Genomic DNA, 19,747 nt, shown 5'->3' with positions numbered 1-19,747 from the left:
CGCGTCAGGCAGTCGCCTGGTCGGAGGAGAGGGTTCCACAAGGCGGGGTTATCAGCCCGATGCTGTTGAGTGTTGCCCCGCATGGGCTGGATGAAGCCGCCGGAGGCCGGTGCCTCCCTGATGAGATGAGGCAGGCCGGTAGGTTGGAGCCGGGCACCCGGTGGTGATCCGTTAAGCCGACGATCCAGCAGCTCGTGGTGTGGCTGGCGCCGAGGGGCCTGGCCTTCAACGAGGACAGCACACGCGTCTTTCGCCTTGAAGAAGGCTCCGACAACGTCGCTCGGGGTGCGGCGTGTGCAGGCGCGGTTCTCCGTGTGGCCGGGGGACGGCCGCCGACTGGAGCTCAGCGCAGGCCGGCGAAGAGGTCGTTCTCGGGCGGGGGCGCGCCGGTGGTGTCGTGGACCCGGACGAACGTCTCCACGCCCATGAGCTGAATGAACCTCTCCTTGCCCCTCCGCAGGAAGAAGATGTTCTCACCCTGACTGGCATGCGCGGCCAGCGCGTCGAACTTCTGAATGCCGAACTCAGTGGTGTCCACCCACGTGGTGATTTCCTCGTCGGGCACGCCGGTTTCGGGCCCCTCTCCGGCCTCGGACGGACCCGGCTCCTCCCAGTCCGCGCCGAAATCGCGCATGATCTACCCGAACTTCTTCATCATCGAGCGCGGCGCCGTCGTCCAGTACACCTTCGACGTCATCCCGGTCAGCGACGGCGCTGCCATCGTGATCCGGTTCGCCTGGATGTGATCGGGGTGGCCGTAGAAGCCGTTCTCGTCGTAGGTCCCACCTCGCGGGACGCGACCCGAAAGAGTCCCACTGAACCGTACGTTCAGGCCCGAAGCGGTCCCGGATCCGGACTCACGGCACCTCCGCGAACCCCTGAGCCTCCCCCTCGCTCACTCGCCACCCCGCTACCAATACCCCCAGGGCTCGCTCATAGCAGTCGGCGACCGCGAGCCCGGGCGGCTCGTTCCCTGACAGCACCAGGGACACCAGGCCATGGGCCGTTCCCCAGACCGACAGCGCGATGACCTCCGGGTCGGACTCCGGACCGAACTGCCCTGCCTGCTGTCCGCGCCGCACGGCGTCGACGAGGGGCCGGTAGGTCTCGATGGCCTCACGCGGCCTCTCCGACTCCGACTCCGACTCCGACTCGGACGGGCACTGGACGCTGCGGTCGGAGAAGAGGATCGCGTAGAGATGCGGGTTGGCGATGGCGTATTCGCGATAGACGAGCCCAAGTCGGATCACGTCGCCGGCCGGGTCGTCCGTGGGACGGATGGCTGCCAGGCGTGCGACGAAGAGCCGCGCGGCCTCCTCATACAGGCTCCTGAGCAGACCCGCCTTGTTGCCGAACAGCGAGTAGACCGCCGTGGTCGAGGTCTTCACGTCCGCAGCGAGCTGTCGCAGGCTCAGCGCGGCAGTGCCGCGGTCGAAGACCGTGGCGGCCGCGCGGTGCAGGAGCCGGAGCCGGAGTGCTTCGTCATGTGTCTTGAGCCTGGCCATGGCGCCATCGTATTGCAACGCCGTTACGAATGCTTCTCGGTATCGCCTTGGCTCGTCGTCGTCCGCTGCGCCCCGCGTCAGGACCCGCCACTTCCGAACGAGATCCTCTTGCATATCAGCAGGTCAGGGCAGGGGAGCTCGACCCCTCTCCGGATGAGAGGTGTGCAACCGCGTTGCATCGAGCAATAAAAACGCTGTTACGGTTCATTCGGCGCCGACCCTTGGACGGTCCTGTCCGGCGCCGGCTAACGATCTAGGAGAAGTCATGTTCGAGGGGTTTGGGCGTCTGCTGCACCGCAGGCGAAAGCCGGTGCTGATACTGACCATGCTGTTCGCCGTCCTGTCCGGTGCCTACGGTGCCGGAGTCTTCGGCTCCCTGACACCGCTCGGCTTCCAGGACCCCGGCTCGGACAGCGTGCGCGCGGCCCACATCGCCGAGAAGGCGTTCCCGCAGCGGACACCCGACGCGGTGATCGTCTACCGCGACAAGGACCGCACCGTCGACGACCCGTCCTTCCAGCAGGCGGTCGTCAGGCAGTTGGAGTCCCTGCCGAAGTCGGAGGTGACCGGCTACCTGGACTTCTGGACGACCAAGATGCCGGCGCAGGTCAGCCACGACCGGCACGCCACCTACGTCGCCCTGAACCTCCACGGCAGCAGCGAGAAGGCCAAGGAGGACGCGTACGAGGCGGTCAAGGACAAGATTCCGGCACCCGGCCTTCAGACTCTGCAAGGCGGAACGGTGCCCACCGGCCACCAGGCGAGTGAGAAGATCGAACACGACCTGAGAACCGCGGAAATCATCTCGGCCCCCGTGCTCTTCCTGCTTCTGCTGGTCGTGTTCGGCGGCCTGACCGCCGCCTTCCTCCCGCTGCTCGTCGGGGTGCTCTCCATCCTCGGTTCGATGGCCGTCCTGCGGACCATCGCGAACATCACCGACGTGTCCGTGTTCTCCATGAGCCTGGTCACGATCCTGGGTCTCGCGGTCGCCATCGACTACGGCCTGCTGATCGTCAGCCGCTACCGCGAGGAACTGGCGGCCGGCTACACCGGCGAAGCGGCGATCGGGCGCACCCTCGCCACGGCCGGGCGCACCGTGATGGTCTCCGGCACCACGGTCGCGGCGGCGCTGGCCGGCCTGACCCTCTTCCCGTCGACGTTCCTGAAGTCGATGTCGTACGGCGGTGTGGCCGCGGTTGTGCTGGCGGTGCTCTTCTCACTGGTCGCGCTGCCCGCCCTGCTCGCCGTCATGGGACCGAAGGTCAACGCCTTCCCGCTGCGCCGCAAGAGGGCAGGGCGGCCGACTGCGGCGGGGGAGGGTGCCTGGTACCGGTTCGGGCACGGCCTGATGCGGCGGCGGTGGGTCGTGGTGGTGGGCGCGGTGGGCCTGCTGCTGACGCTCGCCCTGCCGTTCTCGAAGATCGAGTTCGGTTCCATCAATGCGCAGCAGCTGCCGAGCACTTCCGAGGGCCGCCAGGTCTTCAACGCCATGGAGCACGACTTCGACGGCGACGCGGTGAAGTCCATCGACTCGCTGCTCGTCCTGAAGTCCGACGGGACCCCGAAGGAGCAGGGCGCGGCGCTGAAGGCGTACGCCGAGCGGCTCGGCGCCACCGAGGGCGCCACGAGTGCCCGGATCACCGGAGTCGAGGGCACCACGGCCCGGGTGTCGGTCACCTACGACGGCAATCCCATCTCGACCCACGCGCGCGACCTGGTGAACCGGCTCAAGGACGTCCCCGAACCGCCGGGCGCCCGGGCGTACTTCGGCGGCGAGTCGGCGGTCTACGACGACACCCTGGACGCACTGGGCGAGACCCTGCCGTGGATGCTGCTCTACATCGCGGTGATGACGTACATCCTGTTGTTCCTCGCATTCGGCTCGGTGCTGCTGCCGCTGAAGGCCATCGCGATGAACATGCTGTCGCTGACCGCGACCTTCGGCGTCCTGGTCTGGATCTTCCAGGACGGCCATCTGCACAACCTGCTCGGCTTCGATCCGACGGGCAACATCGAGCCCAACATGCCGATCATGCTGTTCGCGCTGATCTTCGGGCTCTCCATGGACTACGAGGTGTTCCTGGTGTCCCGGATGCGGGAGCAGTACGACAAGCAGGGCGACAGCACGGAAGCCGTGGCGACCGGGCTGCAGTCCATCGGCCGCCTGGTCGTGAGCGCGGCGCTGCTGATGTGCGTGCCGCTCGCGGCGATCGGGATGAGCGATGTGCTGACCATCAAGCTCTTCGGCGTCGGCATGGTGTTCGCGGTCCTGGTGGACGTGCTGGTGGTGCGCATCCTGCTGGGAACGGCCGTCATGAGACTGCTGGGCAGGGCGGCCTGGTGGGCTCCGGGCCCACTCGCCCGCTTCTACGACCGGTTCGGCATCAAGGAGACCGACATGCCGGAGGACACGGACGAGCGGGTCCCCGTCGCCACGGGCTGAACCCTCCCGAGAGGCCGAAGCGCCTTCACCTGGGGCGCTTCGGCCCTCGCTGTCGTCGCGAGCGGGGCGGGTGTCGGCGGTGCACTGCTGGGGACTCACTCCTCCGGATGCTCACCCCGCCCGCACGCACGGCGATCATGGCGACGGTGGTTCGCGTCCTCCTGGGCCAGGCGCCGTAGCAGCCGGACGACCGGCTCGAACAGCACGGTGAGGACCACCGCCCGCTCGGCAAGGGCGATGCGGTCCTCGATCCCCTCGAACTGCGCGAAGTCCAAATCGGCGGCGGAGGTGGCGAGCCGTGCGTAGGGGATGAGGTCGTCGGCCGTGTAGTCGGTGCCGAGGCGGCTCAGCGCGGCGAGACTTTCGGCGAGTGCCGGGCGGTGGGGTGACGCGTCGGAGATCCGCCAGCCCATGTTCTCGATGAGAGCGTCGACCCTCGCGGCGGTTCCGCCCGGTGCCGCCTCGTCGGCGCTCTCCGCTCCGGGACCGTCCTCGTTGTCCGCGCTGTTCTTCCCGTTCGTCTCCGCGGAGGGCACGGGCAGTGCGTGGTGGACGACGCCCAGGGTCTCGAACGCATCCAGTGGACGGTCGACGGCTTCGAGTACTTCCCGGGTGCGGGCGACGGAGAGCCCACCGAGCTGGATGAGGGAACGGATCAGACGGAGCCGCTGGATGTGCTCCTCGCCGTACTCGACCGTGGTCGGGTTCAGCGCGCGGCCCTCGGGCAGCAGCCCTTCCCGTCGGTAGTACTTGATGGTCGCCGCCGGTACCCCGGACCGGCGACTGAGCTCTGAAATCCTCATGCGCTCCCTCACGCTCAACTGTCCCACCAGTATCGCGTTACCGGGGGTTGCCCCGACGGGATCGATAGTGCCACTATCGAGTACTCGGTAGTAACACTATCGAGCGCTTCTTCGGTGTGCCCACTTCTCCGTGCGCGTGGACGACATGCGCCCGCGGAAGCCGCCTGCACCGTCACGGCCACACCCAGCCGCAGTTCTTCCCCCGCCCCGGGCCAGTCAGTTCTGGGTCCGGTCGTCTCGTACGCCTAGACAACGGAGAACCCCACCATGTCCCAGCGAATCGGCAAGACCCACTGGAAGCGCTTCGCCATCGGTGCGGTCCCGACGGTGGCCGCCACCGCGGCGGTCGCCGTGTCCATGGCCCAGGGCGCACTGGCCGCTTCGTTCAGCATCTCCGGTTCCGACTTCCAGGTCTCGGCCGGCAAGTTGAGCGGCACCGGATTCGGCAACTACGCCACGGTCGACGTTGCCAAGAACGGCAAGCACGTGCCCGTCTCCGTCTCGTCCATCAAGAACGCGACGATCACGGACATGTGCCAGTCCGTCCCGGTGGACATACCCGTCCTCGGGACCTACACCATGACGCTCAAGGCCGGCGGGGATGGTACGCCGGCCAAGGCCAAGGACCTGTACATCGACATGACCGACCTCCAGGCGAAGAAGGGCACCTTCACCAACGTCGACATCGGCATCGCCACCGGTTCCATGACCAAGGGCCAGGTCAACCCGAAGGACCATGTCGATCCCAACGGCTACGCCCAGCAGGCGGACGCGGTCGAGATCATCGATGCCCACCAGAAGGTCTGGGCCACGACTGCGGGAACGTTCGAACTGGCGGGCCTGCACATGAACATCGCGGCCGGCCGGCACGACTGCTTCTGACCTCGCTCCCGCCCCCTCGTCTCCCGTGCGCGCAAGCGGCCGGCGACTGCCCAGGGGGCGGCAGTGCTCCACCGTCCTCGCGGACACCCTCACCCACTCACGACTTGGGAGCTGCCACATGACGAGTGCAGGAGCACCCGCGCACCCCCACAGTGACAGCGGCTTCATCCGCGCTCGCCGGGACTTCCGGGACTGGCGGCGTACCCGCCCCTTCTGGGCGGGTCTGCTGGTGCTCCTTGCCGCTGCGCCCATCATCTACTTCCCGTACTTCAACCTTTCCCTGGGCGCCCTGTCCGTGGCGATGTCCACCACCGCGGGGGCCGGATCCCTGGTCATCGGCCTGACGCTGATCGTCCTCGGCGGCCTCCTCTGGTTCCAGCCGATCATCAGGTTCTTCGCCGGCTGCGTCGCGGTGTTCCTCGGCGTGCTGTCGCTTCCCATCTCCAACTTCGGCGGATTCTTCGTCGGCACACTGCTCGCGGCGTCGGGCGGACTCCTGGCTCTGGCGTGGGGCCCGGTGGACGGGCACCCGGAGGACATACCCGACGGCGCAGAGGGGCAGTCAGCCGCCGTCGGCCGGGCGGGAGGACAGGGGAAGTGAGTGACCAGTCGCCCGACACCCGCAACGAGGCCGCAGCCCCCCGCTTCGCTCGACCACCGAGGGGCCGGCACGCCATCCCTCGTACGTCCGCGCTGACGCGTCTGCGTCTGCCGGTCGGAAGGGCTCTCGCGCTGACCGTGCTGCCGACCGCCCTCATCCTGGGAAGTCAACGCCTGCCCGAGTCCGCGGACACGAGCGCCACCGCGGCGCTCTCCGTTTCCGAAGAGGGGGCAGGCGCGCCTGGAACCATCGGCGTCGACTGCGCCCGTTCCGACGACACCTCAACCTCTGCGACGAACGCTCCCGCAAACCCCACCCCGTCCGCTGATCCCCGCACGGCCGGCGCTCACCCGAGTGGGCAACCCGTCAAGCCGCCGTCGGACGCGGACGACGAGGGAGCGGGCCCGATCCCGGCACCGACCGCCACTCCCACCCCCTCACCCAGCGCAACCTCCGCGACAACGAGCCTTGCGGACATCCTCGGCCCCCTCTTCCGCGACGACGCCGAGCAGCAAAGCCCGTCACCCGACGCGAGCCCCTCACTCCACGCGAGCCCTTCACCAAGCTCGGCCACTTCGAGGCCAGAGTCCGGAGCGCTGCCCGAGCCCCGGCTGTCCACGACGCCTGTATCACCCGCTCCCAGTCACCGGGCCGTCGAGCCGTCGCCCCGACCGAAGTCGTCCCAAGGAATGCCCCGCACCTGCGACATCAGCGACCTCAAGGCCCCAGAGGAACATGAGGCGGGCCGATTCTCTGCCGAGGCATGGAACATGAAGGGGAGCCGCCTCGAACTGCACGACCTCGCCTTCGGTGGCGTGGTGACCGTGGAGACAGCCGCCGGGCCCAAGCGGGTGCTCAAGTTCACCGCGGCGGCGGTCACGATCCGCGATTTGAAGATGGCGGTGCCCGTCGGCCCACAGATCCAGCACATCGACGGAGCGCCCGGTTCCACCTCCACGCTCCGGGGCGACGACATCACCATGTACGTCGAAAGCCTGACTGGCACCCTCTCCAGCATCGAAAACCTTCCCGCACCACCCGTCCTCCGCCTGCACCTCACCCCGGACACCATTCCGGAGTGGCTCTACGACACGGTCGGGAAGCTCGATGTCAAGCTCCAACTCGGCCTGGACGACGCCGACATCGACCAGGCCGGTCAGACAGGCGGAAAGCTCGCCATCCCGGGGATCCACGGCTACGGAACGCCACGCTGAAGCCAGCCTCAAGCGGCCGTGGTCTGTGCGTCGAGGGCCGGTTTTCGCAGGCGCGGCGCGAGGCGTCGTCGCCTCAAAGGGCACAGGAGAGGTAATGCAGGTAGGGGAGATGGAGCGGGTCGATCTAGGTGAGGTGCCTTATGAGGTGGCGCAGGCCGACATGGCCGGTTGGGTGGCCGAGCGGAAGCAGGGGCGTACCGGGGATCGGCTGTTTCTGCTCACCCACCCTCCCGTGATCACCTGCACGGCGCGGACACCGGCCGACCAACTGCCAGAACCGGCTTCACCGATCAGCCTGGTCGAAGTCGACCGGGGAGGTCACGCCACCTATCACGGGCCAGGGCAGCTGATCGGGTATCTCGTGCTGAACGTACGCGAGCTGGGACCGCGCGGCTTGATACGACGGATCGAACACGCCCTGATCCGTGCGCTGGGATCACTCGGATTCGAGGCGATCCGCCGGGACACACCCCGAGGCGCCGAGAGCCTGGTCGGCGTGTGGACCCCCAGCCACCGCAAAATCGCCTCCATCGGCATGCGCATCAGCGGCGGCGTCACCAGCCACGGATTCGCGCTCAACGTCGACCCGGACCTCGACGTCTACACCACGTTCACGGCCTGCGCCCTGCCCGGTGTCCGGATGACCTCGTTGGCCCAACTCGCTGCCGAACTCGGCCGGCCCACGCCCACGGAGGCGCAGGTGAGGGACGCTGTGGCCGACGCCGTAACAGCCGAGCTGGCGCCGACGCGCACGCCCTCCTGAGCCAGGGCAGGCGCTTGCGCGGGGGCCGCCGCCCAGTTTCCAGTCCCGGCCTCCCGTAGACCGTCGGCCACGGGCCGAAGCGGCCCGGCATTTCCCGCCTCGGTACCGCGGGCCAGCGCCTCGACTTGGAATTTGTAAACTGATCGGTTTACGATGGGTCCGAAACCGACCGGTTTCATCCTGTCGGAGTCCGGCGGGAGACCTGCATACCCGGTTGCGCGTCGACGGCAGCGTGTTCCGAGATCGAACGTTCCGAGGGTCGCCGGGCCGCAATGAAGCTGTCCGCCCTTCTCCGTCTATGAGTGTGTTGTCCGAGACCGGAGTAAGTCATGAGTGGGATTCACCCGTTCCGCGTCCTGCGGGCCAAACCCCTGTGGATCGCCAACGGCGTCATCACGGGCGTCCTCGCGCTGCTGTTCACCGTGTTCTACGTCGGCGCCAACATCGATCCCGTCGACCACATGAAGAATCTGCCCGTCGGACTGGTCAACGCCGACAAGGGGGCCGCCGTCGGCGGCAAACAGGTCAATCTGGGGGCTCGGATCACCGAGTCGATCAAGAAGTCCACCGCGAGCGGGGGCAAGATCGACTGGAAGGTGATGGACGAGAAGGGGATGAAGGAGGAGCTCGGCAAGGGCAAGCTGTACGGCGCGCTCGTCGTCCCCGCCGACTTCACCTCGGAAACCACCGCACTCACCGGCGCCGCGACCACCGGGACCCCGACCCGGCCGACACTGACGGTGCTGACCAACCAATCCGCCGGCAGTGTGGGCTCCAGTCTGGCCCGGACTGTGACGACGAAGGCGGCCGAAAGTGCCTCGCTGCAGGTGGGCAAGGAGCTCACGGCCCAGGGCGGGACCGGGCAGGCGAAGCTGCCCGCCGCGGCACGCGTCCTCCTGGCCGACCCGGCCGCCGTCACCGTCGAGGACGGCCATCCCCTCGACTCGCACAGCGGTCTGGGCCTGACGGCGTTCTACTACGCGCTGGTCCTGGTGGTGTGCGGGATGCTCTCCGCCAACGTCATCAGTGGTCAGGTGGACCACGCCCTCGGCTACACCCACAACGACATGGGCCCGCTGCGCCTGCACCGCCCGCTGATCCGGGCGACCCGGGTGCAGACCCTCGCCATCAGCAGCACTCTCATGGCCGGGCTGTCGCTGCTGATGGGGAGCCTGGTCATGGTGGGCGCGGTCGGCCTCATGGGGATGCACGCCGCCCATCTGCCACTGCTGTGGCTGTACTCGGTGTGCGCCATCGCGGTTTCCGGGATCGGCGCGCTCACCCTGCTCGCAGTGTTCGGTACGCCCGGCATGCTGGTGGTCACTCTGGTCTTCATCGGGATGGCGGTGCCGACGGCCAACGCCACCACGCCGCTTCAGGCGCTGCCCGGCTTCTACCGCTTCCTGGCGGAGTTCGAGCCGCTGCGGCAGATCACCGGCGGCATCCGCTCGATCCTCTACTACGACGCTCAGGCCGACGCCGGCCTGACCCGGGGCTGGGTCATGATGGCCGTCGGCCTCGCGGCAGCCGCCCTCTTCGGCTTCGGCGTGACGGGCTGGTACGACCGCAAGGGGTTGCACCGCATTCCCGCCGAGACGGAGCCCGCGAAGACCGCTGCCCCGGCGTAGCGGAAGGCGGCTCACCCAAAAGACGGGGCCATTACTCGGAGTGGCCCCGGTGTGCGGCGCCCTCGTGGGGACGAGAGGCGCGCGCACCATCAGGGCTCGGCGACGGTCTCTCTCCCAAGACCGTCGCCGAGCCTCTGACCGGGCTTAAGGCGTCCGCACGGCGGCAGGCGTCTCCCCGACACCCTATGGAAACCGATCGGTTTCTATTTCGTCCGATTCGAGTTAACCTCGCGGTATGACTACCGAAGTGAAGCAAAGTCCCCGGGAGCGGCTGCTGGAGGCCGCGGCCACGCTCACCTACCGCGACGGCGTCGGCATCGGCGTCGAGGCGCTGTGCAAGGCGGCGGGGGTGTCGAAGCGCTCCATGTACCAGCTGTTCGAGAGTAAGGATGAACTGCTGGCGGCGAGCCTGAAGGAGCGTTCCGCTGCCTTCGTGGCGAGGGCCCTGCCCCCGGCGGACGATGGCCGTTCCCCCCGTGAGCGGATCCTGTACGTCTTCGAGCGGGTGGAGTCACAGGCGGGTGCGGCCGAGTTCCGAGGCTGCCGCTACCTGGCTGTGCAGATCGAGCTCAAGGATCAGACCCACCCCGCGAGCCGGGTGGCCCACCAGATCAAAGCGGACCTGACGGCCTTTTTCCGTTCCGAGGCCGAACAGGGTAGCGCGAGCAATCCTGATCTGCTGGCCCGGCAGCTCATCCTGGTCTTCGACGGCGCCAGCGCCCGCGCGGGGATCGGCGCCGACAATCTGACCGGGCTCATCGCGCCCACTGTGGTCACCCTGCTCGATGCGGCAGACATGCACTGAGCCGCCCCGTCTCCGAGCGGGATCGGCGACCGTAGCGCTCTTTCGGGTTGATGCCCGATTCCGGCAGTCGGAGCAGCGCCCGTGGCCTCAAGCCCCGGCTTCCCTGCAATCGGAGGGAAGCCCGATGGCCGTAAGAGTGTTGCCGAGCATGCCACAGGCGAAGAAGCTTGTGGTCTCGCGGACGTCGGCCCCAAGCGACAGGTGCACGGTGTCCCACAGTCTCATCCAGCCGGCCCGGACGAGCTCGCCCGTCTGCTCATCGCCCTCTGCCTCGGCGGCCTCGACGACGGCGTATCCCTGCATCTGCATCAGAAGCGTTTCGGGGCGCGCCGAGATCAGCCGCGCGTACGCGCCCGCCAAGGCGCCCAGAGCCTGCTCGCTGCCCGCCATCCCCTCGGTTGCCCGCTCGAAAGCCAGGCGGGTGTCTTCCATGCTCCGTACCAAGGCGGCGACGAAGATCGCCTTTTTGCCCGGGAAGAGCCGGAAGAGGTACGGCTGCGTGACACCGACGCGTTTGGCGATCGCCTCGGTGGAGGTGCCGTAGTAGCCCTTGAGTGCGAACTCGGCGATCGCTGCGCGGACGACGCTTTCGCGTCTCTCCTGCGCACTGATCCTGGCCATGCCGTCATTGTGGCAGGCGCCGGTCGGTTTGCGTCTGCCGGCCAGGCGCCTGACCGGGCTCCGGTCCGCAGGGCCCTTGTCGCGGCCGACCGCCATGAGCCGGGCTCCTGTCTGCCGCGCGTCACCAACAGCGCTCCGCCCCACCTTGGGCGAGACGCCGCAGCCGCCCCGCAGCCCGATCCGCCTCGGCGTGCAGACGGTGGTGCGGCCCGGATTGGGTCGGCGCTTGAGCTTGCACATGGAAACCGATCGGTTTACTGTGAACAGAAACTGATCGGTTTCTGACGAATAGGGCATCCATGATGACGACGAACCGGCCGGTGGCACTCGTGACGGGTGCGTCATCCGGCATCGGGAAGGAAACCGCGCTCGCCCTGGTCGCAGCCGGATTCAACGTGGTCGGCACAAGCCGTGACACCTCACGCATCACCCCGCTCGACGGCGTGACGTTCCTCGGGCTCGACGTCGCCAGTGACGCCTCGGTTGCCACAGTGGTCCAGGAGGTGAGCGAACTGTTCGGGCGGATCGACGTCCTGGTCAACAACGCCGGTGTCGGCTCGACGGGTGCGGCCGAGGAAACCTCCGTCGAGCAAGCCCAGGCCGTCTTCGACATCAACGTCTTCGGGGTCATGCGCATGGTGAACGAGGTCCTGCCGCACATGCGCGCTCAGCTACGCGGGCGCATCATCAACATCTCGTCCGTACTCGGGTTCCTGCCCCAGCCCTACATGGCCGCCTACGCCGCCTCCAAGCACGCGATCGAGGGCTACACCGAGTCCCTCGACCACGAGGTCCGCGACCACGGCATCCGGGCACTCATCGTCGAACCCGCCTACACCAGGACGGGATTCGAGGCCAACAGCGCCAAGCCCGACACCCCCCTGCACGCCTACGCGAAGCAGCGGCTCACCGTCGACCGCGTGATGGCGGAGGCGATCAGGGACGGCGACGCCCCCGCCATCGTCGCCAAGGCGATCGTCGCGGCGGCGACCGACGCCAAACCGAAGCTGCGCTACACCGCCGGCCCCCTGGCCGGACGCGCGCGCATACTGCGCCGCGTCGCTCCCGCCCAGGTCTTCGACAAGCAGATCCGCAAGATGAACAAGCTGGCCGGCTGACGCCTGCCCGCGCTCAAGCACCCCGCAAGCAAAAGACGTTCAGACGTAATACGTATGGAGCGGCACATGGCGGAGATCGAGTTCGACGTTCCGGCGGAGATGCGTGACGGCACGGTGCTGCGCGCGGATGTCTACCGGCCTGGCGGTACGGGGCCGTGGCCGGTGCTGCTGGCCCGGCTGCCGTACGGCAAGCAGACCCCGACGATGGGCGTCGTACTAGATCCTCTGGCGGCGGCCAGGCACGGTTTCATGGTGGTCCTCCAGGACACCCGTGGCCGGTTCGCCTCGGAGGGCGAGTGGGAGCCGTTCACGCACGAGGAGAGCGACGGTTACGACACCGTACGCTGGGCCGCCGCCCTCCCCGGCTCGAACGGCTCCGTCGGCATGATCGGCGGCAGCTACTTCGGCAACACCCAGTGGATGGCGGCGCTGTCCAAGCCGCCGGAGCTGAAGGCCATCGCGCCGATGATCACCTGGTCCGACCCCAACGACGGACTGTGGACACGTGGCGGCGCGATCGAACTCGGCCTCACCGTGCCCTGGTCGCTCCTGCAGGGCGCGGACACCCTGATGCGCCGTTACTCCACCGACCTCGACGGGCTCGTGAACGGCGTCACCGGGCTCGTGCAGGACTTCGACGGCCTGGCGAGCGGAGGTTACGGGGAGCTGCCCACCGGGCGGTTTCCCGCGTTCGCCCGGCACGACCTGCCCGAGCTGGGCTACGAGCGTTCCCGGCGCGAGCCCGAGTGGGCGGCGTCCTGCCGGGTCGCGGGCCGGCACGGCGAGGTCGATCTGCCCACCTTCCAGGTCGGCGGCTGGTTCGACATCTTCGGCCAGGGCACTCTCGACAACTTCACCGCCATGCGCCGCGCCGGCCGGTTCGCCACGCTGGTCATGGGCCCGTGGACCCACACCAACTGGCGGCACGTGGTCGGGGACGTCAACTTCGGGTTCGGTGCGCACTCCGACTACATGGGCATGCGCGGACGCCTGCACGACATGCAGTTCGACTGGTTCCATCGCACCCTCGGCGAAGGCGGCGAAGGTGGAGCTGTGGGGCCGGACACGGGCACGGTGCTGCTGTTCGTCATGGGCATCAACCAGTGGCGCGAGGAGACGGAATGGCCCCTGTCGCGGGCCGTGGACACAGACTTCCACCTGCGCGCGGACGGACGCCTGACGCAGGAGCCGCCGTCCACCGCCGAGCAGGCCGAGGAGTTCACCTACAACCCCATGGACCCGGTGCCGACCATCGGCGGCGCGCTCCTCATGGGCGGCGGGCTCCTGAACACCGACGAGTTCCGTCCCGGGCCGCTCGACCAGACGGCCGTCGAGGCGCGCGAGGACGTCCTGGTCTTCACCACCGAACCGCTCACCGAAGACGTCGAGGTGACCGGTCGGGTCCATGCGGTCCTCTTCGCGGCCACGGACGGACCCTCGACCGACTGGGTGGCACGCCTGTGCGACGTCGATGAGAGCGGTGTCTCCCGCAATGTGGCCGACGGCATCGTGCGGGTGCGTGCGGCGACGCCGGGGGAGGCGGCCGAGCACGTCGTGGACCTGTGGTCGACCAGCATCGTCTTCCGCGCGGGTCACCGGATACGGGTCCAGGTCACCTCCAGCAACTTCCCCCGCTGGGACCGCAACCTCAACACGGGCGAGCCCGAGGAGAGCGCGACCACGGCCCGAGTGGCCCGCCAGCGCGTGCTCCACGACCCCGCCCGCCCCTCCCGCATCGTCCTGCCGGTGGTTCCGGTCCCGTAAGAAGCACCGGAGATCCACACGGTGGACATGGGCGACTCCATCTCGCACAGGGTGATCCTCAGCACTACGCCTGTCGAGCCGCCACAGTCGTGGGATTGATCGTCACCCACCGGTCTCGTTCGTTTCCGTCCCAACGCACCAGTGACCGGGGCGCCTTTGCATGCGGCGTCGAGGCACTCGGCGACCGGCGCGGTGCCGCTGCGGCGACAGGCGACACAAGGAGGGCCGGATCGGGGGCCGGATCATCCCGCGACTCTGGTACGTGGGCTCCAGCTCACGAAGGGTGCGTGACCCGTCTGTACGGGGCCGCGTCGGCCCCCGCGGACTGGGCCTCTCGTCGCGAGGTCGCGTCGCCACAAACGTCGTCGGGGCCGTCGGGCCCGTCTTCCCTGTCGTCGCGCGCCTCGCCGACCCGCCCCCGTACTTGAGCTGTCCTTGCGCCGCCAACAGTCGGCTGCCCTTGGTCGCCGACCCCAGGCCAGGCTCGCAAGGGCGCGCGGCCGAGCACGTCGGCGACACCGAGCCGTACGGCACACCACTCCTCACATCACTCTGCTGAACTCCGCCTGAAGTCCAGCCAGGCCACGTCAATCACTGTCGGCGGACTCGCGGGTTTCACCGGCCTGCGCCTGGCGAGTACGGACTTCGCCGATGGACACGAGGCCAGCCAGCCCCTGAAGCCTGAGCTCCGCCCGGCTCCACCTCGACCCCGCGTGCCGTGGGCATCCGCGTTCAACCCGACTTGCATCACGAAACCGATCGGTTTACGGTGGTGAAACCGATCGGTTTTCATCTTCGTGGAGGTAGTCATGACAGCAATCAAGGGCGCCAGCGTCTTCGTCACCGGAGGCAGCCGTGGCATCGGCAAGATGCTGGTCGAGGAGCTCTATGCGCGTGGGGCCGGCAAGGTCTACGCCACGGCCCGTGACCCGCGCACGGTGACTCACCCCGATGCCGTTCCGCTGGCGCTCGAGGCCACCGACCCGGCATCTGTGGCAGCCGCAGCCGAGCAGGCCCAGGACGTCACCATCCTGATCAACAACGCCGGCGCCTCCGTACGCGCCTCGTACCTCAACTCCCCGATGGAGGACGTGCGCCGGGATCTGGAGACCAATTTCTACGGGCCGCTGCTGGTCACCCGGGCCTTCGTGCCGATCATCGAGCGCAACGGCGGGGGCCACATCCTCAACGCCCACTCCGCCCTGTCCTGGCTGGCCGACGGCACGCCCTACGGCGCCTCCAAGGCCGCCCTGTGGTCGCAGACCAACTCCCTGCGCCTGGAGCTGCAGCCGCGCGGCATCGCGGTGACCGGGCTCCACATGGCCTACGTGGACACTGAAATGACCTCGGGTCTCGACGCACCCAAGGCCGACCCCCGCGACATCGCCGTGGACGCACTCGATGGCATCGAGGCGGGAGCACACGAGGTGCTGGCCGACGACACCACCCGCTGGGTCAAGTCGCAGCTGTCCTCCGACCTGGAAGCCATGTACGCCCAGCTGAAGAAGTGACACCACCCGCGTTTTCCAGGGAGCCCCGTGTGGACAGCTCGTCCACCCACCGCTTCGTCGATGTGAACGGGATCCGCCTGCACATCGCCGAAGAGGGGCAGGGCCGCTGGTCCTGCTCCTGCACGGCTGGCCGGAGAGCCGGTACTCCTGGCGTCACCAGTTCGGGGCGCCGGCGGCGGCCGGGTACCGGGTCGCCGCCCCCGACCAGCGCGGCTACGCCGGGAGTCACCCGCTCTCCCGGCATGGTCGACGGAGGACGACATTCCGGCGTACGTGCAGGACTTCGTCCTGCACGGCGAGCGGGCGTTCACCGGTGCCTTCGACTGGTGCCGGAACATCGAACGCAACAACGAACTGCTCACACCCTTCCGGGGTCTCGGGATCGCCGGTCCTGCGCTGTATGTGGTGGGAGACCGCGACATGGTCACCGCGCTGCGTCCCCCGGGCGGGGGCAGCTCGCAGAGCGAGATTTTCCGTGGCCAGGGCGGGTCGGACAACCCACTGAGCGCTGCCGCGCCTCAACTGCACGGCCCGCTGGTGCTGCCGGGTGTCTGGCTGGTCTCGCGACCGACTATGGCGTCGATGTGGAATCCGAGCCTGCCGCACCCCCTGCGCCACTCCCCGCCCAAGGACGGCGGAATTCGGGTTCTGCGGGGCCTGCGGTGGACCTGTCGAAGGTCGAACGGATGGCCCCCGGACTGCTGGCTCCGGCACGCCATGCCAGCAAGGCCCTTGTGGACCGGGACATCGCGAACCGGCGGGCGGCGGTGTACCTGATCCTGGATCACGACTGGCACATGGAAGAGCTGTATGAGTCGTTCGCTGTGCAAGCCTTCGCCGAGCGCGTCTTGGCCCTGTCGGCCACCCTCGATGACGACGGCACTGTGCCCGTGGTCTTCTCCAGCGGACGGGAACCCTTCCTGGAGGAGATCCGGCTGGACAACTACCGCGGCCGTATCGGGCAGTTGCATACCCAGGTCGACTGGGGGTGGGGGGGAATGTCGCCGACGCCATGCGTCGTGCAGTGGGGCACTACCAGGAGTCCGGTGCTGCCGATCCCGCTTTCATCGTGACCCAGGTCGGTGACGAACCATGGGACAAGGCCGAGGTCCGCTCCTTGCTGCAGAACACCGCATCACTTGGTGTCTTCTGGCTTTTCGTCGGATTCGGTCGTGGCAAGCTCACGTTCTACAAGAACCTCAACGCCTCCGCCTCAGCCACCTTCACCAACGTCGCCTTCTACGACGCGAGCAAGAACCCGGGATCGGTGCCCGACGAGCGGTTCTACGCCGGCCTTGTCGACGCCTTCGCCACCTGGTTGCGGCATTGAGTCAACCGCCGCTCGCTCACCGGCTGAACAGCCTCATCACCTCTGATCAGGCCGTATCCGATCTCCGATGCTACTTCGGCACCGGCCTGCTCGATGAAGCAGTGCCGTTCACGGGTAGTCGTTTCGAGCATCTGGCCGGCGGAGGGGACCGTCAGGCGGTCGCGAACGTAGTGACCGCCGACGACCTGATTGCTGTGCAGACCCTGTCGGTCAGGATTCCCGCGAAGGTCGCCGTCGAACTCCTTGAAGGCCACCTTGGAGTCCGGCTGTCCGAGCTGCTGAGCAGCGTTCGCTTCGACATCGACATGGTTGAGGCCGAGGCTGCCGACTTGGCCGAAGCGTCGCCGGCTCACACTGCCTGGCGCGTTCTCTGCGACCAGCCCGGAATCGGGTGGGTGACGGCACTGGATGCATCACCGTACGGATCATCAACAGAGAAGCTGCATCGGGACCTGAAGTCTGTCGGTCGCACCGGAGGGAGCCCTCTGCCCGGGGCACATGGCCCTGTGCCCCGGTGAAACGCCCGTGACCTGCGTTGTACCAAAGTGCCAACTATCTCTCTGATGCCGCACCTCAGGACAGTGAACCTAGCTGGCATCAGCGCAGGTCACGAACGTTGCCTGGTGCCAACTATCGATCCTGGTCACACCGGCCGTGGGTCCCCGATCGGGACTTTGCCAGTTCTTTACAACCCGCTGGCCGGCTGTCTCGTCTCTTCGCTCGATCCGTCAACGGACCGAGGAAAGAGAGCGATTCATGCGACTCAAGCCGCGAACGGGCCTTGCCGCCCTGGTAGTTGCGGGCACCGCCCTGCTGGCGGGCGCGGCGCCCGCGCTGGCCGACAGCGGAACGCCCACGCCCGGCCCCACCACCGCGGACCGGAGCGCGACACCGGCCCCCGCCGAGGACGGCACCGACGCCACCCCGGCCCCGGCGCCGACCGAGGCCGGTACCGCTCCGTCCGCCGTTCCGAGCCAGGTCGGTGTGGTGCCGCGGGGCGGTGCCGACACCGGGGTCGAGGAGCCGTCCGAGGGCCGCGGCGGGCTCATCGGCGGCAGCGCGGCCGCGGTGTTCGCGGCGGCCGGCACGGGCTTCTACGTCGTACGGCGCCGGAGGGCGACCGGCGCATGAGCCCGCTCTCCAGGCGCGCCCTGATCCTCTCGGCCCTGGCGGCGCCGCTGGTCGCGGGCTGTGCCGGCGACCCGGCCGACCCGGCTGCCCCGGGCGACGCCGCACGTACGCCGGACACCTCCGCGGCCCCCTCCGTCCGGGCGGCGCGTCCCCTCGCGCGCTCGGTGCCGGTCGGGCTGCGGATTCCGGCGATCGGGGTCGACACCCCGGTCATGCGGCTGGGGCTGGCCGCCGACGGCACCGTGGGGGTGCCTCCGGTCGAGGAGCACGACCGGGCGGGATGGTACGAGAACTCGCCGACGCCCGGACAGACCGGCCCGTCGGTGATCCTCGCCCATGTCACGGTCGGCACCTACGGGGACGGAGTCTTCCGGCACCTCGACCGGCTGCGCCGGGGCGACCGGATCCGGGCGCGTCTGGAGAACGGCACGACGGCCGAGTTCGTCGTCACCGAGGTGACGACCGTCGACAAGGCGGAGTTCCCGACCGAGAAGGTCTACGGGAACGTGGACCGCCCCGAACTGCGTCTCATCACCTGCGGCGGCCCGCGTGCCGGCGACGGATACCGCGACAACGTGATCGTCTTCGCCGCCCTGACTCCCGCGGGAGAACGTTGAAACGGCCCTCTCGGTCCCGTGAGAGGGCGGCGTCCGAGTTGTTCGCCGCCCTCTACCCGCGCCTCGCCGGCTGGTGCCGCCGTCTCGTCGACGACGACGAGACGGCGCACGAGATCGCCTCGGAGGCGTTCACCCGGCTCTGGGCCCGCTGGACGGCCGTCGCGGAGCCCCAGGGCTTTCTCTTCGTCACCGCCGCCAACCTGGTCCGCGACCACTGGCGCAAGCTCGAACGCGAACGCCGGGCCCTGCGCCGGGCCACCGTCGAGGCCGCCGTCGCCCCGCCCGCCGAGCCGGCCGACCCCTCGGTGCGGCTGCTCGTGCAGTCCCTGCCCGACCGGCTGCGCGTCCCGATCCTGCTGCACTACTACGCTGACATGCCGATCCGGGAGGTGGCCGTGCTGACCGGGCGCAAGGAAGGAACCGTCAAGGCCGACCTGCACGCGGCCCGCGAACTGCTCCGCGCCCACCTGAGGAGAAGCCTTGATCACACCCACTGACGACTTCGACGACGGCCCGGACCTCGACCCCGACGACCCCCTCACCGTCATCCTGGGGCCCGTCCCCGGCCACCTCGGCCCGCCGCCGGGCCGCTACGAGGAGATCCGCCGCGGCGCGGTCCGCCGCCGGCTGCTGCGTACCGCGGCCGGGGTCGGCGCGACCTGCGGGATCGCCGCGCTCGCCGTCCTGCTGCCGTTGCACCTGACGGCGTCCGACGCACCCACGCGCCCGACGGTCCCGCTGGCCCCGCCGTCGGTGAGCGGTTCGCCCAGCGTGCCCCCGTCCTCGCTCCCGCCCTCGCCCGTACCGGACACCGAGCGCCCTACCGAGGGGGCCCCGACCCCGGCCCCGGATCCGCGGACGTCGACTGCGCCCGCCGGCACCGCTGTCCCGACCATCGGCAGCTACGACCGTAGCGAGTCGCCGGAACCGACCACGGCGAGCGAACCGGGCACGTCCCCGGCGGCGCGGCCCACCCCGTCCGTCGAGCCGTCGCAGGGCTCGTCGGAGTGA

Annotated in this window: 19 protein-coding genes and 2 pseudogenes; 17 read left to right on the top strand and 4 right to left on the bottom strand. The window is 68.8% G+C overall.

The annotated features are described in order from the left end of the window. Positions 1–343: 343 nt before the first annotated feature. Both OG933_RS13455 and OG933_RS13450 read right to left on the bottom strand, forming a co-directional pair. Positions 344–781, bottom strand: a pseudogene (locus OG933_RS13455) (GlcNAc-PI de-N-acetylase); the annotation flags it as partial. A gap of 76 nt (positions 782–857) precedes the next feature. Beyond that, a complete protein-coding gene (locus OG933_RS13450; protein ID WP_405627259.1) occupies positions 858–1,505 on the bottom strand; it encodes a TetR/AcrR family transcriptional regulator in 648 nt (215 codons plus the stop codon). A 265-nt stretch (positions 1,506–1,770) separates the two neighbouring features. Here OG933_RS13450 and OG933_RS13445 point away from each other — a divergent pair, with 265 nt between their 5' ends. Then, complete coding sequence (locus OG933_RS13445; RefSeq protein ID WP_405627258.1) at positions 1,771–3,948, top strand: MMPL family transporter; 2,178 nt, start codon at positions 1,771–1,773, stop codon at positions 3,946–3,948. Positions 3,949–4,043: 95 nt separating this feature from the next. On the opposite strand, the gene OG933_RS13440 is transcribed toward OG933_RS13445, so the two are convergent. Then, positions 4,044–4,751 carry a MerR family transcriptional regulator gene (locus OG933_RS13440; protein ID WP_405627257.1) on the bottom strand — a complete coding sequence of 236 codons (708 nt, stop codon included), beginning with the start codon at positions 4,749–4,751 and terminating at the stop codon, positions 4,044–4,046. A gap of 267 nt (positions 4,752–5,018) precedes the next feature. On the opposite strand from OG933_RS13440, the gene OG933_RS13435 reads away from it, so the two are divergent. The 6 genes from OG933_RS13435 (at position 5,019) to OG933_RS13410 (ending at position 10,644) form a co-directional block, all read left to right on the top strand. Next, positions 5,019–5,633 (top strand): DUF6230 family protein, encoded by a 615-nt coding sequence (locus OG933_RS13435; protein ID WP_385553202.1) that lies wholly within the window; start codon positions 5,019–5,021, stop codon positions 5,631–5,633. A 118-nt stretch (positions 5,634–5,751) separates the two neighbouring features. Then, positions 5,752–6,234: a DUF6114 domain-containing protein gene (locus tag OG933_RS13430; RefSeq protein ID WP_405627255.1), complete on the top strand. Its 483-nt coding sequence runs from the start codon at positions 5,752–5,754 to the stop codon at positions 6,232–6,234. A 770-nt stretch (positions 6,235–7,004) separates the two neighbouring features. Then, on the top strand, positions 7,005–7,448 hold the full coding sequence (locus OG933_RS13425) for a hypothetical protein (protein WP_405627254.1): 444 nt from the start codon (positions 7,005–7,007) through the stop codon (positions 7,446–7,448). Positions 7,449–7,557: 109 nt separating this feature from the next. Continuing rightward, positions 7,558–8,211 (top strand): lipoyl(octanoyl) transferase LipB, encoded by a 654-nt coding sequence (lipB, locus tag OG933_RS13420; protein WP_405627252.1) that lies wholly within the window; start codon positions 7,558–7,560, stop codon positions 8,209–8,211. Positions 8,212–8,540: 329 nt separating this feature from the next. Next, positions 8,541–9,839, top strand: a complete 1,299-nt coding sequence (locus tag OG933_RS13415) for an SNG1 family protein (RefSeq protein WP_405627250.1) — start codon at positions 8,541–8,543, stop codon at positions 9,837–9,839. A gap of 235 nt (positions 9,840–10,074) precedes the next feature. Further along, the gene (locus OG933_RS13410; protein WP_405627249.1) at positions 10,075–10,644 is read left to right on the top strand and encodes a TetR/AcrR family transcriptional regulator; all 570 of its coding nucleotides are present in this window, start codon (positions 10,075–10,077) and stop codon (positions 10,642–10,644) included. An 87-nt stretch (positions 10,645–10,731) separates the two neighbouring features. Here the strand turns inward: OG933_RS13410 and OG933_RS13405 are convergent, their stop codons facing one another. Beyond that, the gene (locus OG933_RS13405; protein WP_405633374.1) at positions 10,732–11,265 is read right to left on the bottom strand and encodes a TetR/AcrR family transcriptional regulator; all 534 of its coding nucleotides are present in this window, start codon (positions 11,263–11,265) and stop codon (positions 10,732–10,734) included. Between the two features lie 302 nt (positions 11,266–11,567). Here OG933_RS13405 and OG933_RS13400 point away from each other — a divergent pair, with 302 nt between their 5' ends. The 10 genes and pseudogenes from OG933_RS13400 (at position 11,568) to OG933_RS13355 (ending at position 19,747) form a co-directional block, all read left to right on the top strand. Beyond that, entirely contained in the window at positions 11,568–12,383 is an 816-nt protein-coding gene (locus OG933_RS13400; RefSeq protein ID WP_405633371.1) for an oxidoreductase, read from the top strand. Between the two features lie 66 nt (positions 12,384–12,449). After that, a complete protein-coding gene (locus tag OG933_RS13395) occupies positions 12,450–14,147 on the top strand; it encodes a CocE/NonD family hydrolase (protein ID WP_405627247.1) in 1,698 nt (565 codons plus the stop codon). A gap of 809 nt (positions 14,148–14,956) precedes the next feature. Then, positions 14,957–15,658, top strand: a complete 702-nt coding sequence (locus OG933_RS13390; RefSeq protein WP_405627245.1) for an SDR family oxidoreductase — start codon at positions 14,957–14,959, stop codon at positions 15,656–15,658. Positions 15,659–15,764: 106 nt separating this feature from the next. Then, positions 15,765–16,163, top strand: a complete 399-nt coding sequence (locus tag OG933_RS13385) for an alpha/beta fold hydrolase (RefSeq protein ID WP_405633370.1) — start codon at positions 15,765–15,767, stop codon at positions 16,161–16,163. Between the two features lie 181 nt (positions 16,164–16,344). Continuing rightward, positions 16,345–16,988 (top strand): annotated as a pseudogene (locus OG933_RS13380) (VWA domain-containing protein). After that, positions 16,985–17,506, top strand: a complete 522-nt coding sequence (locus OG933_RS13375; RefSeq protein WP_405627243.1) for a DUF6308 family protein — start codon at positions 16,985–16,987, stop codon at positions 17,504–17,506. The pseudogene OG933_RS13380 and the gene OG933_RS13375 overlap by 4 nt, the downstream one beginning before the upstream one ends. A gap of 238 nt (positions 17,507–17,744) precedes the next feature. Beyond that, entirely contained in the window at positions 17,745–18,119 is a 375-nt protein-coding gene (locus OG933_RS13370; RefSeq protein WP_362527626.1) for a sortase-dependent protein, read from the top strand. Continuing rightward, a complete protein-coding gene (locus OG933_RS13365) occupies positions 18,116–18,736 on the top strand; it encodes a class F sortase (protein ID WP_405627242.1) in 621 nt (206 codons plus the stop codon). Before OG933_RS13370 ends, OG933_RS13365 begins: the two co-directional genes overlap by 4 nt. Beyond that, positions 18,733–19,233 carry an RNA polymerase sigma factor gene (locus OG933_RS13360; RefSeq protein WP_054239701.1) on the top strand — a complete coding sequence of 167 codons (501 nt, stop codon included), beginning with the start codon at positions 18,733–18,735 and terminating at the stop codon, positions 19,231–19,233. Before OG933_RS13365 ends, OG933_RS13360 begins: the two co-directional genes overlap by 4 nt. After that, positions 19,217–19,747: a hypothetical protein gene (locus OG933_RS13355; RefSeq protein ID WP_405627239.1), complete on the top strand. Its 531-nt coding sequence runs from the start codon at positions 19,217–19,219 to the stop codon at positions 19,745–19,747. Before OG933_RS13360 ends, OG933_RS13355 begins: the two co-directional genes overlap by 17 nt.

The sequence above is a fragment of the Streptomyces sp. NBC_00016 genome (genome assembly GCF_045040885.1).
Classification (GTDB): Bacteria; Actinomycetota; Actinomycetes; order Streptomycetales; family Streptomycetaceae; genus Streptomyces; species Streptomyces coriariae.
Note: the sequence above shows the minus strand (reverse complement) of the source record. Positions and strands in the feature narration are given on the sequence as shown.

What these genes read in the sequence shown, in the direction of transcription:
- lipB (WP_405627252.1), top strand. Translation starts at nt 7,558, where the DNA reads ATGGAGCGGGTCGATCTAGGTGAGGTGCCTTATGAGGTGGCGCAGGCC.
- OG933_RS13430 (WP_405627255.1), top strand. Translation starts at nt 5,752, where the DNA reads ATGACGAGTGCAGGAGCACCCGCGCACCCCCACAGTGACAGCGGCTTC.
- OG933_RS13415 (WP_405627250.1), top strand. Translation starts at nt 8,541, where the DNA reads ATGAGTGGGATTCACCCGTTCCGCGTCCTGCGGGCCAAACCCCTGTGG.
- OG933_RS13410 (WP_405627249.1), top strand. Translation starts at nt 10,075, where the DNA reads ATGACTACCGAAGTGAAGCAAAGTCCCCGGGAGCGGCTGCTGGAGGCC.
- OG933_RS13425 (WP_405627254.1), top strand. Translation starts at nt 7,005, where the DNA reads ATGAAGGGGAGCCGCCTCGAACTGCACGACCTCGCCTTCGGTGGCGTG.
- OG933_RS13450 (WP_405627259.1), bottom strand. Translation starts at nt 1,505, where the DNA reads ATGGCCAGGCTCAAGACACATGACGAAGCACTCCGGCTCCGGCTCCTG.
- OG933_RS13395 (WP_405627247.1), top strand. Translation starts at nt 12,450, where the DNA reads ATGGCGGAGATCGAGTTCGACGTTCCGGCGGAGATGCGTGACGGCACG.
- OG933_RS13365 (WP_405627242.1), top strand. Translation starts at nt 18,116, where the DNA reads ATGAGCCCGCTCTCCAGGCGCGCCCTGATCCTCTCGGCCCTGGCGGCG.
- OG933_RS13390 (WP_405627245.1), top strand. Translation starts at nt 14,957, where the DNA reads ATGACAGCAATCAAGGGCGCCAGCGTCTTCGTCACCGGAGGCAGCCGT.
- OG933_RS13370 (WP_362527626.1), top strand. Translation starts at nt 17,745, where the DNA reads ATGCGACTCAAGCCGCGAACGGGCCTTGCCGCCCTGGTAGTTGCGGGC.
- OG933_RS13445 (WP_405627258.1), top strand. Translation starts at nt 1,771, where the DNA reads ATGTTCGAGGGGTTTGGGCGTCTGCTGCACCGCAGGCGAAAGCCGGTG.
- OG933_RS13435 (WP_385553202.1), top strand. Translation starts at nt 5,019, where the DNA reads ATGTCCCAGCGAATCGGCAAGACCCACTGGAAGCGCTTCGCCATCGGT.
- OG933_RS13405 (WP_405633374.1), bottom strand. Translation starts at nt 11,265, where the DNA reads ATGGCCAGGATCAGTGCGCAGGAGAGACGCGAAAGCGTCGTCCGCGCA.
- OG933_RS13400 (WP_405633371.1), top strand. Translation starts at nt 11,568, where the DNA reads ATGACGACGAACCGGCCGGTGGCACTCGTGACGGGTGCGTCATCCGGC.
- OG933_RS13440 (WP_405627257.1), bottom strand. Translation starts at nt 4,751, where the DNA reads ATGAGGATTTCAGAGCTCAGTCGCCGGTCCGGGGTACCGGCGGCGACC.